Annotated in this window: 11 protein-coding genes and 2 pseudogenes; 8 read left to right on the forward strand and 5 right to left on the reverse strand. The window is 70.4% G+C overall.

Annotation, left to right across the window (positions count from 1 at the left end):
- Positions 1 to 9 precede the first annotated feature (9 nt).
- From AB0P41_RS34395 to AB0P41_RS34405, 3 genes are read left to right on the forward strand one after another with little or no spacing between them, the layout of a single operon-like run.
- Entirely contained in the window at positions 10 to 540 is a 531-nt protein-coding gene (locus tag AB0P41_RS34395; RefSeq protein WP_356715941.1) for a nuclear transport factor 2 family protein, read from the forward strand.
- A gap of 41 nt (positions 541 to 581) precedes the next feature.
- The gene (locus tag AB0P41_RS34400) at positions 582 to 1,325 is read left to right on the forward strand and encodes a hypothetical protein (protein ID WP_356715939.1); all 744 of its coding nucleotides are present in this window, start codon (positions 582 to 584) and stop codon (positions 1,323 to 1,325) included.
- A 19-nt stretch (positions 1,326 to 1,344) separates the two neighbouring features.
- Positions 1,345 to 2,577, forward strand: coding sequence for a lytic murein transglycosylase (locus AB0P41_RS34405; RefSeq protein ID WP_365936025.1), 1,233 nt, complete (start codon positions 1,345 to 1,347; stop codon positions 2,575 to 2,577).
- 4 nt (positions 2,578 to 2,581) lie between these two features.
- On the opposite strand, the gene AB0P41_RS34410 is transcribed toward AB0P41_RS34405, so the two are convergent.
- Positions 2,582 to 3,643 (reverse strand): ATP-dependent DNA ligase, encoded by a 1,062-nt coding sequence (locus AB0P41_RS34410; protein ID WP_356715936.1) that lies wholly within the window; start codon positions 3,641 to 3,643, stop codon positions 2,582 to 2,584.
- A 95-nt stretch (positions 3,644 to 3,738) separates the two neighbouring features.
- On the opposite strand from AB0P41_RS34410, the gene ligD reads away from it, so the two are divergent.
- Both ligD and AB0P41_RS34420 read left to right on the forward strand, forming a co-directional pair.
- A complete protein-coding gene (gene ligD / locus AB0P41_RS34415) occupies positions 3,739 to 4,746 on the forward strand; it encodes a non-homologous end-joining DNA ligase (protein ID WP_356715970.1) in 1,008 nt (335 codons plus the stop codon).
- A complete protein-coding gene (locus AB0P41_RS34420) occupies positions 4,743 to 5,825 on the forward strand; it encodes an ABC transporter permease (protein ID WP_365936026.1) in 1,083 nt (360 codons plus the stop codon). The genes ligD and AB0P41_RS34420 overlap by 4 nt, the downstream gene beginning before the upstream one ends.
- A gap of 13 nt (positions 5,826 to 5,838) precedes the next feature.
- On the opposite strand, the gene AB0P41_RS34425 is transcribed toward AB0P41_RS34420, so the two are convergent.
- Positions 5,839 to 8,076 carry a family 16 glycoside hydrolase gene (locus AB0P41_RS34425; protein ID WP_365936027.1) on the reverse strand — a complete coding sequence of 746 codons (2,238 nt, stop codon included), beginning with the start codon at positions 8,074 to 8,076 and terminating at the stop codon, positions 5,839 to 5,841.
- Positions 8,073 to 10,517: a ThuA domain-containing protein gene (locus AB0P41_RS34430; protein ID WP_365936028.1), complete on the reverse strand. Its 2,445-nt coding sequence runs from the start codon at positions 10,515 to 10,517 to the stop codon at positions 8,073 to 8,075. Before AB0P41_RS34430 ends, AB0P41_RS34425 begins: the two co-directional genes overlap by 4 nt.
- A gap of 286 nt (positions 10,518 to 10,803) precedes the next feature.
- Between AB0P41_RS34430 and AB0P41_RS34435 the strand changes: the two genes are divergently transcribed.
- The 3 genes from AB0P41_RS34435 to AB0P41_RS34445 all read left to right on the forward strand — a co-directional run bounded on the left by AB0P41_RS34435 (position 10,804) and on the right by AB0P41_RS34445 (position 13,099).
- A complete protein-coding gene (locus AB0P41_RS34435) occupies positions 10,804 to 11,793 on the forward strand; it encodes a multicopper oxidase domain-containing protein (RefSeq protein ID WP_365936029.1) in 990 nt (329 codons plus the stop codon).
- 160 nt (positions 11,794 to 11,953) lie between these two features.
- A complete protein-coding gene (locus AB0P41_RS34440) occupies positions 11,954 to 12,745 on the forward strand; it encodes a VOC family protein (RefSeq protein WP_365936030.1) in 792 nt (263 codons plus the stop codon).
- Between the two features lie 96 nt (positions 12,746 to 12,841).
- Entirely contained in the window at positions 12,842 to 13,099 is a 258-nt protein-coding gene (locus AB0P41_RS34445; RefSeq protein WP_356715925.1) for a WhiB family transcriptional regulator, read from the forward strand.
- A 25-nt stretch (positions 13,100 to 13,124) separates the two neighbouring features.
- Here AB0P41_RS34445 and AB0P41_RS34450 read toward each other — a convergent pair.
- Together AB0P41_RS34450 and AB0P41_RS34455 are read right to left on the reverse strand one after the other, a co-directional pair.
- A pseudogene (locus AB0P41_RS34450) lies at positions 13,125 to 13,844 on the reverse strand (chitosanase); the annotation flags it as partial.
- Between the two features lie 31 nt (positions 13,845 to 13,875).
- Positions 13,876 to 13,959, reverse strand: a pseudogene (locus AB0P41_RS34455) (phage tail protein); the annotation flags it as partial.
- Positions 13,960 to 13,970: the final 11 nt, after the last annotated feature.

The following is a 13,970-nucleotide window of genomic DNA, read 5'->3' on the forward strand; positions in this document are numbered from 1 at the left end:
AGAGCACCGATGGCACGGGTACGCACGACGATTGATCCGCTGCGGGCGGCAGCGGTCGCACTGACGGTCGCGGCCGCCGTCGCCGCGGGCTGGGGAGGCTGGTCCCACTACGACGCCGCGCACGACGACTCGGCGGCCTACGCGCAGGCCCGCGACGACGCCCTGGCGGCGGGGGAGCAGGCGGTGCAGAACATGAACACGCTCGACCACGCCCGGCTCGCCCAGGGGCTCGACAGCTGGGAGGACTCGACCACCGGTGACCTGCACAAGCAGCTCGTCGACGGACGGGACGCGTTCGTCGAACAGATCGAGGCGGCAAGGACGGTCAGCACCGCCGAGGTCCTGTCCGGCGCGGTGACGGAGCTGGACGACCGGGAGGGGAAGGCCGGTGTGATGGTGGCGCTCCGCGTCACCGTCACCGCCCCCGAGGGCGACCCCGCGGTCAAGGAGAGCCGGATGCTGGGTCAGCTCACCCGCACCCCAGGCGGGTGGAAGCTCAGCGCCCTCGGCCAGGCGCCCGTCGGGAACACCACCGGCTGATCCCGCCCGTCCGCCACGCACACTTCGAGAGGACTCCCGAGATGTCGACGACCCGTCACCTCGTCAACCGCCGCCGCCGGCTGGCCACCGTCGCCGCCACCACCACCGCGCCACCGCGCGGGACCACGGCACCGGGAGGACCGGCGCCCGAAGCTCCCGGGGCGGTGAAGTCGCCGGAAGCGGCGGACACGGTCGCCGAAGCGCCCGAGGACGGGGCCGGGGCGGAGGAGGAGGCCGCCGGTGACGGGCCTCCACGCAGACGGCTGCCGCGCCTGCGCATCAGGCTGCCCGCCGTCCTCTGCGCCGCGACGGTCCTCCTCGGCGCCTTCGCCGCCTGGTCGTTCACGTCTGCCGGCACGCTGCGCGACGAGCCGAGCCGGCAGAACACGGCCCTCACCGACATCGGCAGGACCAGTGAGGTCAAGGGACAGATCACCGAGGCCGTCGGCGCGGTCTTCTCCTACGACTACGCCTCGCCCGCCAAGTCCGACAAGGCCGCCCGGAAGCACCTGACCGGAAAGGCGGTCCAGCAGCACAAGGACATGCTCGCCGAGGTACGCGCGCAGGCGCCCAAGCAGAAACTCGTCCTCACCACCACCGTCACCCGGAGCGGCGTCGAACTGCTCGACGGGGACCGGGCCCGGCTGCTGATCTTCGCCGACCAGAGCAACACCCGTACCGGCAAGGACGAGGAGACGACGTACGCGGCCGCCATGTTCGCCGTGGACGCCGTTCGTCGCGGGGACACCTGGCGGATCGCCGCCATCGACACGTTCACGCGATGACCCAGGAGAGGGAGGACACATGAGGTTCGACGGAACCTTGCGCCGCGGACTCACCGGTACGGCGACCGCGGTCGCCGCGATGGCGGCGCTCACCGCGTCCCAGGCCCCGGGGCTCACCGGCGGTGGCGGAGCCGACGACATGAAGAACGTGGCGTCGGAAGACGTGGTCTGGACCGAGGTGGAGAACGACGACAGCTACCACACCGAGCTGCCGCCCCTGGAGTCACCGGAGCCGCCGAAGCGTACCGGCGGGAGGCCCGGCCCCGCCGTGACGCAGTCATGGGCCGAGGCAGGCATCCCCGCCACGGTCCTGGCGGCCTACCGCGACGCGCAGAGAGCGCTCGGCCGGAGCGACCCCGGCTGCCACCTGCCCTGGCAGTTACTCGCGGCGATCGGCAAGGTCGAGTCCGGCCACGCGAGCGGAGGGCGGGTGGACGCCGCCGGTACCACCCTCACCCCGATTCTCGGACCCGTCCTCAATGGCAGCGGCTTCGCGCACATCGCCGACACCGACGGTGGCGCCCACGACGGCGACACCCGCTACGACCGGGCTGTCGGGCCCATGCAGTTCATCCCGTCCACCTGGGCGCACTGGGGCAAGGACGGCAACGGTGACGGGCGCAAGGACCCCGGCAACATCGCCGACGCTGCGCTCGCCGCCGGCCACTACCTCTGCGCCGGGACCCGCGACCTGTCCCTGCGGGCGGACCTGGACAAGGCCGTCCTCAGCTACAACCACTCGGACACGTACCTCCGTACGGTCCTGTCCTGGCTGGAGTTCTACCGCAAGGGCGTCCACCCGGTGGCCGACGGCAAGGGAGTGATCCCGAAGAGCCCCGGCGCCGGAGGCCCCCGCGCCCCCAGGAGCCCGGTCGGCGGGGGCGCTCCCGGCAAGGGCGGCGGCATCGTCGTCGGCCCGCAGCCCACCCGCACCCCGGCTCCGTCCACCTCACCGGCCCCCGCCCCGACGGGCTCCGGAACCCCGGGCCCGAGCGGTTCGGCGACGCCCACGGAACCGGGCCCCGACCCGACCGGCAGCGGGCCCACGGATCCGACGACGGCCCCTGATCCGACGACGACGCCGGACCCGACGTCCACGCCCGACCCGACCACGACACCGGACCCGACCACCTCCCCCGACCCCGGCCCGAGCACCACGGACCCGGCCTGCTCCACGCCCTCCGCGGAACCCGGCGCCGACGCACCCACGGACGCGCCCACGGACGAGCCCTGCCCCACGCCCACCGCATGACGGGTCAGCGGCCGTCGAGCACCTCGGACAGGTCGTACCGCACCACTTCCTCCAGCTGCGCGTAGGTGCAGCCGGAAGGGGTGCGGTCCGGCCGCCACCGCCGGAACTGGGTGGTGTGGCGGAAGCGGTCGCCCTCCATGTGGTCGTACGCCACCTCACAGACCCGCTCCGGCGCGAGCGCCACCCAGGAGAGGTCCTTCTTGCCGGACCAGCGGCTCGGCGCGCCCGGCAGCCTTGCCCCCTCGTGGGCCGCCGCCTCGGCCCAGGCCGCCCACGGATGCTCCGCGGGGTCGATGCGCAACGGGTCGAGCTCCTCCAGGAGTTCCGCGCGCCGCTTCATCGAGAAGGCCGCGCACACCCCCACATGCTGGAGGGCGCCCCCGGCGTCGTACAGACCGAGCAGCAGGGAGCCGACCACAGGGCCGCTCTTGTGGAAGCGGTAGCCCGCCACCACGCAGTCGGCGGTCCGCTCGTGCTTGATCTTGTACATGACCCGGGCGTCCGGCCGGTACGCCAGACCCAGCGGCTTGGCGACCACCCCGTCGAGCCCGGCTCCCTCGTACCGCTCGAACCACTCCTGGGCGAGGGCCGGGTCCGTGGTGGACGGGGCGAGATGGACGGGAGCCGAGGAGCCGGCCAGGGCCTGTTCCAGGACCGTGCGCCGTTCGGTCTGCGCCGCGTCCAGCAGGGACGTGTCGTCGAGGGCGAGGATGTCGAAGGCGACGAAACTCGCCGGAATCTGCTCGGCCAGCATCCGCACCCGTGAATCCGCCGGATGGATGCGCTCGCTCAGCCGGTCGAAGTCCAGCCGCCCCTCGTACGGCAGGACGATCTCGCCGTCGATCACACAGCGCGGCGGCAGATTCTCCCGCACGGCGGTGACCACCTCGGGGAAGTAGCGGGTGAGGGGCTTCCCCGTCCGGCTGCCGATCACCACCTCGTCGCCGTCACGGTGCACGATCGCCCGGAATCCGTCCCACTTCGCCTCGTACTGCATACCGGGGGGAATCGCGGACACGGACTTGGCGAGCATCGGTTTCACAGGAGGCATCACCGGCAGGTCCATGGCCCCGATTCTCACTCACCGCACGGAGCACGTCCTCCGATATGCGGCATATGTGGGCCCGGCCTACGGTGTCCGACATGGGAGCAGGAGCAGCGGTGGAGCTGGACGTGGACGGACGGGCCGTACGGCTGTCCAATCCGAACAAGGTGTACTTCCCGGACAAGGGCTACACCAAGAAGGACGTGGCGGACTACTTCCAGGCCGTGGGTCCCGGAATCCTCCGTGCCCTGCGCGAGCGGCCGACCACCCTCCAGCGCTTCGTCGACGGGGTCGAGGGCGAATTCTTCTACCAGAAGCGGGCACCGAAGAACCTGCCCGACTGGACCCCCACCGCCCGCATCGAATTCCCCAGCGGCCGGCACGCCGACGAGATGTGCCCCACCGAGCTGGGCGCGGTCCTCTGGGCCGTCAACCTCGGGACCCTCACGTTTCACCCCTGGCCCGTGCGCAGGGCGGACACCGACCACCCCGACGAGCTGCGCATCGACCTCGACCCGCAGCCCGGCACCGACTACGCCGACGCGGTGAGGGCCGCCCACGAACTGCGCTCGGTCCTGGACGACCACGGGCTGCGCGGCTGGCCCAAGACCTCCGGCGGACGCGGCATCCACGTCTTCGTCCCGCTGGTCCCGGAGTGGACGTTCACCCAGGTCAGGCGCTCCGCCATCGCGGTGGGACGGGAACTGGAGCGCAGGATGCCGGACCGGGTGACGACCGCCTGGTGGAAGGAGGAGCGCGGCGAGCGGATCTTCGTCGACTACAACCAGACGGCCCGCGACCGCACCATCGCCTCCGCCTACTCCGTACGCCCCTTCCCGCACGCACCGGTCTCCGCCCCCCTGCGCTGGGAGGAGATCGACGACGCCGAGCCCCGCGACTTCGATCTGCGCACCATGCCCGCGCGGTACGCGGAGGTGGGCGACCTGCACGCCGACATGGACGACCACGCCTTCCGCCTCGACGACGTGCTGGAGCTGGCACGGAGGGACGAGCACGAGCACAAGCTCGGCGACCTCCCCTACCCGCCGGAGTACCCGAAGATGCCCGGGGAGCCGAAGCGGGTGCAGCCCAGCCGCGCCCGGCACGACGGCGGCGACGCGTGAGCGCCGACGAGGAGGCCGGGCCCCCGGCTCACGGTGCCCACGGCAGACCCCCGACCCGGGCCGAGAAGTGGGCATCGTACAAGCAGTCCCCGTACGTCCCCGCCTTCGTGCTGCTCTTCATCCTCGCCGCGGCGGCCGGGCTCTTCGCCGGCTCGTACACCTACACGATGGCCGACCCGACGCCACGTCATATCCCCTCCGCTGTGGTCGGCGACGTACAGGACAAGGGCGGGAAGAAGTTCATCGCGGGGATGGAGAAGGCCCTCGACGCTTCCCTCCAGCTGCGCCCGTACGCCTCCCGGGCCGCGGCCCGGGAGGCCATGGAGGAGCAGAAGGTCTTCGTGACCCTGCGCCCGGGCGAGCGCGGGGTGGCCATGGACATCGCCGGGGCCGCCGGGGCCACGGTCGCCCAACTGCTCGCCGAGACCGGGGCGAAGGTCGCGAAGGCCACCGGGGTCCCGGTAACGATCACGGACGTCAAGCCGCTCCAGAAGGGCGACCCGCGCGGGCTGGCGCTCTTCTACATCTCGCTGGCCGCTGTCATCATCGGCTTCGTCGGAGCCATCCAGCTCAGTGTGCACGCCCGGGCGCTCAACCCCCTGGAGCGGATCGGCTTCACCATCGCCTACTCCCTGCTCGGGGGCTTCGCGATCGCCGCGGTGGTGGACTGGCTGATCGGGGCGCTGGACCTGCCGTTCGTCGAGTCCTGGCTGATCCTGGCGTTCACGATGTTCACGTCGGGCATGGTCTTCACCATGTTCAACACCATGATGGGACGCTGGGCGATGCTTCCCACCTGGGGGCTGATGGTGCTGCTGGGCAATCCCTCGTCCGGGGGAGCGGTGTCCTGGCCGCTGCTGCCCTCGGTGCTCGGCGAGATCGGACGCTGGCTGCCGCCGGGCGCCTCGGTCAATGCCCAGCACACGGCGGTCTACTACCAGGGCCACCAGATGGCCTTCCCGTTCCTGGTGCTGGCCGCCTGGTCGCTGGTCTCCTGCACGGTCTTCTGGGTGTGGCGTCACCGGCACCCAGGAGGCCGTGGCCGCATGCCGGAGCATGCGGCCACGGCCGCCGTCTGAGCGTGGCCCGCCCCTACAACTCCTGGATACGGATGTCGCGGTACGAGATCACGTCCGTGGTGCTGTGGACCTGGAGCCCGATGTAACCGGAGGCGTACCGCCGGCCGTCGGTGCCCGGGTCGTCACCCCGCGGCGGCTCGAAGAGCTGGCCGCCGTTGTTGTCGAACTCGTTGATCAGGACACCGTTGCGGTAGACCGAGTAGTGCTGGTCCACCACCCGGATCTCGTAGTCGTTCCAGGTGCCCTTGGGGGTGACCCCGGCGCCGCCGAGGCCGACCCGGTCGAAGCCGTATACCGAACCGGTCTTGTACATGTCGCCGTCCGGCCGGTCGTTGACCTGGATCTCATGGCCGTACTTGATGGCGACCCACTCCGGACGGGACTCCTCCGGGTGGTCGTGGACGTTCGGGAAGCGGACGAAGACCCCGCCGTTGGCGTTGCCGCCCTCCGGGGCGTCGTCCCGCCACTGGAGCTTCAGCGAGAAGTCCCCGTACTGCCGGGACGGGAACCAGAGCATTCCCATGCCGTCCACGGTGGTGGAGCTCGTGATCGAGCCCTCCTCCTCGTTCAGCGCGAACTGTCCGCCGCCGACCTGCTGCCACTTGGCGAGAGACTCCGCGGTGCCGTCGAAGAGCTTGCGGTAGCCCTCGTCCTGGCCCGGCTTGCCGATGCCGGACTGCTTGGCCGCCCGGTAGATCTTCTTGTGCTCACGGGCGTCGACGACCCCGTCGGCGAGCAGCTTGTCCAGGACCTTGTCGACGTGCTTGAGGAAGAGCGCGTGCGAGGACCAGTCCTTCTCGTCCTCGATCAGCTCGTTGATCGTGCAGCGGTTCCCGGTGAGCCGGTTGGGCACACCCGTGTCCACCGTGCCGACGATGACGGTGCGCCGTTCGTCGTACTCGGGGCAGTTGGGTGCCGGGACGCCGCCGCTCTGCGCGACGGTGAACGAGCTCTGCTTCGCCTCCGAGGTGTTGCCGGCCTTGTCCGTCGCCCGGTGGGCGAACGTGTGGTGGCCGACGCGGTCGACGATGACGGGGGAGGAGTACGCGAGGTACGGACCGCCGTCGAGGCTGTACTCGGCCTTGTCCACGCCCGAGTCGTCGTCGGTCGCGCTGAGGGTGACCTCGGCGCTCGTGATGAACGCGCCGTCCGAGTTCTTGTCGCCGGTCACGACCACGGAGGTCTCCGGGGGCGTCTTGTCCTGCGAGGGCGGTTCGACGACGGTGAAGTCGACGGACTTCTCCTCGGCCGCGTTGCCCGACTTGTCGGTGGCGCGGTAGCGGACGGTGTGGGCACCGACCTCGTGCACCATCACGGGTGCGGTGTACGGCTGCCAGGCGCCGTCCGCCCCGACGGCGTACTCGATGGTGTTGACCCCCGACCCGGTGTCGGACGCGGTCACGGTGACCGTGGCCATGCCGAGGTAGGCGCCCGCGTCGTCCTTCTCGCCCGAGACGGTCGCGGAGGTCTCCGGCGGCGTCCTGTCGTCCGTCGGCGGCGCGGCGACCGCGAAGTCGACGGACTTCTCCTCGGCCGCGTTGCCCGACTTGTCGGTGGCGCGGTAGCGGACGGTGTGGTCGCCCACCTCGTCCACCACGACGGGCGAGGTGTACGGCTGCCAGGCGCCGTCCGCCCCGACGGCGTACTCGACGGTGTCGACGCCCGAGCCGGCGTCGGTCGCCGCCACGGTGACGGTGGCCTGGCCGATGTACGCGCCGTCGGCGTTCTTGTCGCCGTCCACCGTCGCCGAGGTGTCGGGGGCGGTGGTGTCGTCACCGCCGCCACCGTCCTCGGTCACCGTGAGGACACCCTGCATCGAGCCGTGGCCGGGGATCGTGCAGTGGTAGAAGTACTTGCCGGGGGTGAGGGTGACCTCGACGCTGTGCTTGCCGCCCGCACTGTCACCCGGGTTGGCCAGGATGTTCACCTGGACGTCGCTGTTGTACTCCGGGTCCGACACGCTGAACGTCAGCGTGTGCGGCATGCTCGTCGTGTTGCCCGTGGCCTCGCTGTTCTCGAAGACGATGGTCGCGGCGCCGGCCACCGCGGTCTCGGGCGCCGACAGATAGTGGTCGATGGGATCGCCCGCGGTCCAGGTGAGGACCTGGTCGGCCGCCGCCGCCCGGTCGTCCTCACGGCCGTACGCCGCTGTGGAAGCCAGCCCGAGGACCATCAGGAACGAACCGAGCAGGGCGAGCCACCACCGGGCGGGCCCGTACCGCCGTCGCGCGAAAAGTGAAGGGTGTCTCACTGCGCTGCCGCCTTCCTGGCCAGGTCTGCGGCGGCCGGGGTCGGACCGCCGCCCTTGTACGTCACGCGCCACAGCGCGGACTTGGAGTCGGAGGTGAAGAAGCCGCGCCCGTAGTCCAGGACGTAGAGCGAGCCGTCCGGGGCGAACTTCCAGTCCATGAGGTTGCGGATGCCGTCCGCGCCGACCGGGATGATCTTCTTCAGCGACTCGGCGTGCGTGGGCAGGCCGCCCTTGCCGACCGTCTTCGGGTCGGTCAGCACGGCGTGACGCGGCTGGGTGTCGTCGTAGAAGTCACCGACGAACCACTTCCCGTCCCAGTACGAGGGCCACTTGGCCTCGCTGGTGCTCTCCGCGTCGTAGCGGTAGACCGGTCCGTTCATCGTGGCCTGGCCGCCGCCCTTGAGCCAGGGCAGGAGCTCCTTCTCCTCCTCCACCTTGTAGCTCGGGATGCCGTTCTCGTCGCGCGGGTAGTCGACGCCGCCGCCCTGGGGCGAGTACCAGATGGTGTTGCCCGTCACCGGCGGCAGGTTGACCAGGCCGTCGTTGTTCGGCGACTCGTTCTTCGGCGCGTCGCAGTCGTACCAGTCCAGCGGCTTGGTGGGATCGGGCAGGTTACGGTCCCGGTAGGGCTGCTTGTTGCCCATGCAGTACGGCCAGCCGTGGTTGCCGGCCTTGGTGATCGCCGCGAACGTGTCGTACTTGGCGGGCCCCCAGGTGGTGCTCGGCGCGCCCGCGTCGGGGCCGACCCAGCCCGCGTACAGCGTGTCGGTCGCCGTGTCGACGGAGATGCGGGCGGGGTTGCGGACACCCATCACATAGATCTCGCCACGGGTCTTGCCGCCGCCCTCGTCCGGCTCCTTGCCCGTGAAGAGATTGCCTTCGGGCAGGGTGTAGGTACCGTCGTCCTCCGGGTGGATCCGCAGGATCTTCCCGTTGAGGTTGTTGGTGTTGCCCGCGGTGCGCCGGGCGTCGGCGAAGGACACGCCCTTGTAGTTCGGCTGCGGGTTGTTGCCGGAGTAACCGTCGCTGAACTGCGAGGAGTTGTTGTCACCGGTCGCGATGTACAGGTTCTGCTTCGAGTCCCAGGCCATCCCGCCGCCCGCGTGGCAGCAGCTGTGGATCTGGACCGGCCAGTGCAGGAGCACCTTCTCGGAGGCCAGGTCCAGCTTGTTCGTGGCGTGGTCGAAGGTGAAGCGCGAGACCTGGCGCACCGCCATCTGCTTGTCGCGGTCGATCTTCGCGTGCGGGGTGTAGTGCAGATACACCCAGCCGTTGGTGGCGAAGTCCGGGTCGAGCTCGATCCCGAGCAGTCCCTCCTCCACCTTCACCAGCTCGTCGCCGCCGCCCTTGTTGCCGAAGACGCTCAGCTTCCCGGCGAGGGTGACCTTCTTGGTGGCCGGGTCGTAGACGTGGATCTCGCCCTCGCCCTTGCCCACGTCCGGGTCGTTCCAGTCGGTGACGACCGGCACGCTGCTGTCCGTGCCGCCGCGCCCGATGTAGAAGATCCGTCCGTCCTTCGCGGTCACGAGACCGTGCGGTTCGCCGATCTGGTCGTTCTGGCCGGGCTGGTTGGGCTGGGTGAGCCGCTCGGCCGTGTAGTTGGAGTCGATCGTGGCCTTGCAGTCGGCCTGCGACAGACGGCTCGTCCAGGCCAGCGCGCCGCGCAGGTGATCACGGAAGTCGGTCTCGGCGAAGCTCGCCGCCGTACCACCCATGGCGGTGTAGAAGGAGCGCCCGCCGTCGTAGTCACGGCACCAGGAGACCGGGTGGTCCCAGCCGTTGGCGCTCTTGCCCGGGCTGTAGGTGAGCTCGCGGACGCGGGCCACGGTGTGCACGTCGCCGGACGGGTTGTCCTTCCAGTTCAGCCACTTGTCCGGGCGCTTCCACTCCAGGGGGAGGTTCTTCGTCGCCGGGTGCTGCCGGTCGCCGATCTCCACGGTGGCGCGCTGGACGCCTGTCGGGCTGTCCGCCGCCGGGCGGGCGCCGACCAGGCCGGTGAACCAGTCGGAGTACGGTTCGGTGCGCGCCGCGTCATGGATGCCGAGGAAGCCGCCGCCGGCCTCCATGTAGGCCTCCAGGCCCGCCTCCTGCTCCGGGTCCAGCACATCGCCGCCGCCGGTCAGGAAGACGACCGCGTTGAACCTGCCGAGCTTCTTGCCGTTGGTGAAGACCGCGGCGTCGTCGGTGGCGACGGTCTTGAAGCGCCCGGCCTCAGGACCGCTGAGCCCGATCTTCTCGACGGCCGCGATGCCCGCGTCCACGGTCGGCGACTCCTCGCCGGCCGAAGCGTGGAACACCAGTACCTTGACGTCGGCCCCGCCCGGCGGCGTGGGAAGGGACAACGTTGTCGCCATCCGTTCCTTCAGCCCTGGGTCCGGATATGGGCTGGCAGTGGCCGCGTTGCCGCCGAGCAGGGACGCGGTCAGGGCACCTGCTGCCACGGCCGCCGCGATACCGCGGCGCGATCTGGACCTGTGATGTGGTGTGCGCTGCATGTGGTCACCCACCCCTCTTGGTCACTTCTCTGGTCACTTCTCTCGTCACCGCACCTCTGTGGTCACTGCGACAGCGCACGAAGCTAGACCTCTTTTCGTGGCTCGCCAATAGGTATGGCAGCAATCGAACGAACTTTGTCCTGAGTGTGGATAAACCAACGGCCCCCGGATACCGTGTGGGCCGTCCAGGGGAGCAGCGCGTCAGTTCCCGTCTCGCAGTGGGGAGTTCGACATGGACCGAAGGACCTTCAACCGCCGGATGCTGGTGGGCGGCGGGGTGGCGGCGGCCACCGGCGTGACATCGATGTCACTCGGCGCCGTGCAGGCCACCTCCGCGGAGAACCCCGCGGAGACGGCGCCCGCGGGCGGCGCCGTCCGCCATCTCAAGCTGTTCGCGGAGAAACTGCCGGACGGTCAGATGGGATACGGCCTGGAGAAGGGCAAGGCGTCGATCCCCGGACCGCTCATCGAGATCACTGAGGGCGACACCCTGCACATCGAGTTCGAGAACACCACGGACGTCGACGCCAGCCTCCATGTGCACGGCGTCGACTACGACATCGCGAGCGACGGCACCCGGATGAACCGCAGCCATGTCGAACCCGGAGGCACCCGGACGTACACCTGGCGCACCCACGCCCCCGGCCGCCGCAAGGACGGCACCTGGCGGGCGGGGAGCGCCGGTTACTGGCACTACCACGACCACGTGGTCGGCACCGACCACGGCACGGGCGGCATCCGCAAGGGGCTCTACGGGCCGCTTGTCGTACGCCGCAAGGGCGATGTCCTGCCGGACAAGACGATCACGATCGTCTTCAACGACATGACGATCAACAACAAGCCGGCGGACGAGAGCCCGAACTTCGAGGCCACCGTGGGCGACCGGGTCGAGGTCGTGATGATCACGCACGGCGAGTACTACCACACGTTTCACATCCACGGGCATCGCTGGGCGGACAACCGGACGGGGCTGCTCACCGGCCCCGACGACCCCAGCCGCGTGGTCGACACGAAGATCTGCGGACCGGCCGACTCCTTCGGCTTCCAGATCATCGCCGGCGAACACGTGGGAGCCGGCGCCTGGATGTACCACTGCCATGTCCAGAGCCACTCCGACATGGGGATGGCCGGCCTGCTGCTCGTCGCCAAGCCGGACGGCACGGTGCCGGGTTACGACCCGCAGCACCACGCGGCAGGCGCGGCGGAGGAGCACGCACACTGAGAGCGGCCGGCCTGACCGGCTCACCGGGCACCGACAGCCGCAGCTCCACCGGCCGGCCCGCCGGAGCTGCGGCTGTCGGTGCCCGGTGCGAGACTCGGAGGGTCAGGACGTCTGGCGTGCAGAAACGCGTGAGACACGGATTCCGCCCGAGGAGCACACCATGCTCGACCCGGCCTTCGTCACCGGCGCCCCCAACTGGATCGACCTCGGGACCCCCGATCTCGCCGCGGCCACCGCCTTCTACAACGGCCTCTTCGGCTGGGACATGGTGGCCGGCGGCCCCGAGACCGGTGGCTACGGGATGTACCAGCTGCGGGGCAAGACCGTCGCCGGCGTGATGACCGTGCCGGAGGACCAGGGGAAGCCCGCCTGGTCGGTGTACTTCCAGACCCCCGACGCCGACGCCACCGCGCGGACGGTCGAGCAGGCCGGGGGCACCGCCGCGTTTCTTCCGATGGACGTGCTCGACTACGGGCGCATGGGCGGCTTCACGGACAGCACCGGGGCGTACTTCGGCGTCTGGCAGCCCGGGACGAACACCGGCCTCGGCATGATCATGGAGCCGGGTGCGCTGGTCTGGTCCGAGCTGTACACCCCGGACGTCCCGGCGGCGGCCGCGTTCTTCCACACCGTCTTCGGGTGGCAGACCGACGAGATGTCGTACCCCGGCGGCACCTACACGATGATCCAGCCCGCCGGCAGCGAGAACGCCGACTCCTCCTTCGGAGGGCTCGTGCCCCTCGACGCGGTCCCCAGCCAGTCCCAGGCGGGTCCGCACTGGCTGCCGTACTTCGCCGTGGAGGACGCCGACGCCACGGTCGCCGGCGTGGAACGCCTCGGCGGCCGAGTCACCATGCCCGCCACGGACGTGCCGGAGGTCGGACGGATCGCCACCTTCGCCGACCCCGCGGGTGCGGCGTTCGCGGTGATCAAGCCGGCGCCCATGGGCTAGGACGGTACCGGCCCGGAGGGGCGGCAGGTGCCGGACCGGCCTGCCGTTGAACAATCGTTGATCACTTGTTTATCGCGACCGGGCACCGTGTGGCGCATGCCGATCAACACCATGACCGACTCCGACGAGCTCGCCTGGCAGGAGACCGCGCTGTGCGCGCAAGCCGGGCCCGAGTTCTTCTTCCCGGCGCCGGGCAGCTCCACCCGCGAGGCCAAGCAGCTGTGCAACGCCTGCGAGGGCCGGGTGGCCTGCCTGGAGTACGCACTCGCCCACGACGAGCGCTTCGGTGTCTGGGGAGGGCTCTCCGAGAAGGAGCGGGACCGGCTGCGCAGAAGCCGGTCCGACCGCGGCTGAAAACCGGGAGTGCGAACCGGTCCCGTCACGGGATCCGGAAGGTCTCGCCGTACACCTGCCACACCAGCGGCTCCTCCAGCCCGAGATTTCCCTCGCGCAGGAAGACCCGTTGCGCCGTGTCGATCCGGGTCGTGTCGCGCTGCACCTTCCGGGCCTTGATCGCCGACCGGCTCTCGTCGAGGAAGGCGTTGAGGTAGGCCGTCTCGTCGCCGCCCTCCGCGGCCGTGTCCGCCGAGGCCATCGCGGCGTCGCGGATGCCGTAGAAGCCGTCCTCCTCGACACCCGGCCCGTGCAGCACCATCGCGTCGTAATAGATGAACTGCCCAAGGATGCCGAGCCCGTCCGTCTTCGCCAGCCGGACCGCCGGCTCGAAGTACAGCCTGTCGCGCGTCGTGTCCTGGGCCTTCCGGAACGCCGGGTCCTCCGCGGCCCGGTGCCAGGCGTCGGTGAAGCCCGGATCCAGGCCCTCGTGCGAATCGGTGCCGTCCACCGCGCGCAGGGCGGGGAGGTAGGTGGCCAGCGGATTGTCCGGATGCTCCTCGGTGTACGCCTCGACCAGTTGCAGCATGTCGTTCGTGCCGGAGCAGAAACCGATGATGCCGGCGGTGTAGCCCTTGCCGTCACCGATGTCCTCGATCGCCCCGTACTGGCTCCGCCAGTCCAGCGTGGACGCCTCCGCGCTGGCCACCAGCCGGGACGCGGTCTCCTTCATCGCCGGGGCCGCGAGGCCCGGCGGCAGGGCGTCGGTCTCGTCGGCCTGCCCGTCCGCGGCCGGTTTCGCCCCCGTTGAAGTAACCGAGGCTCTCGCCGTCGATGGTGAGGGTGAACCAGATGGTTGAGCCCGGGTCCTGGCGGGGCATCGCGGGTGGGC

Origin of the sequence: Streptomyces sp. NPDC079167 (assembly GCF_040686735.1) — a bacterium.
Classification (GTDB): domain Bacteria; phylum Actinomycetota; class Actinomycetes; order Streptomycetales; family Streptomycetaceae; genus Streptomyces.

What these genes read in the sequence shown, in the direction of transcription:
- AB0P41_RS34395 (WP_356715941.1), top strand. Translation starts at nt 10, where the DNA reads ATGGCACGGGTACGCACGACGATTGATCCGCTGCGGGCGGCAGCGGTC.
- AB0P41_RS34400 (WP_356715939.1), top strand. Translation starts at nt 582, where the DNA reads ATGTCGACGACCCGTCACCTCGTCAACCGCCGCCGCCGGCTGGCCACC.
- AB0P41_RS34405 (WP_365936025.1), top strand. Translation starts at nt 1,345, where the DNA reads ATGAGGTTCGACGGAACCTTGCGCCGCGGACTCACCGGTACGGCGACC.
- AB0P41_RS34410 (WP_356715936.1), bottom strand. Translation starts at nt 3,643, where the DNA reads ATGGACCTGCCGGTGATGCCTCCTGTGAAACCGATGCTCGCCAAGTCC.
- AB0P41_RS34435 (WP_365936029.1), top strand. Translation starts at nt 10,804, where the DNA reads ATGGACCGAAGGACCTTCAACCGCCGGATGCTGGTGGGCGGCGGGGTG.
- AB0P41_RS34440 (WP_365936030.1), top strand. Translation starts at nt 11,954, where the DNA reads ATGCTCGACCCGGCCTTCGTCACCGGCGCCCCCAACTGGATCGACCTC.
- AB0P41_RS34445 (WP_356715925.1), top strand. Translation starts at nt 12,842, where the DNA reads ATGCCGATCAACACCATGACCGACTCCGACGAGCTCGCCTGGCAGGAG.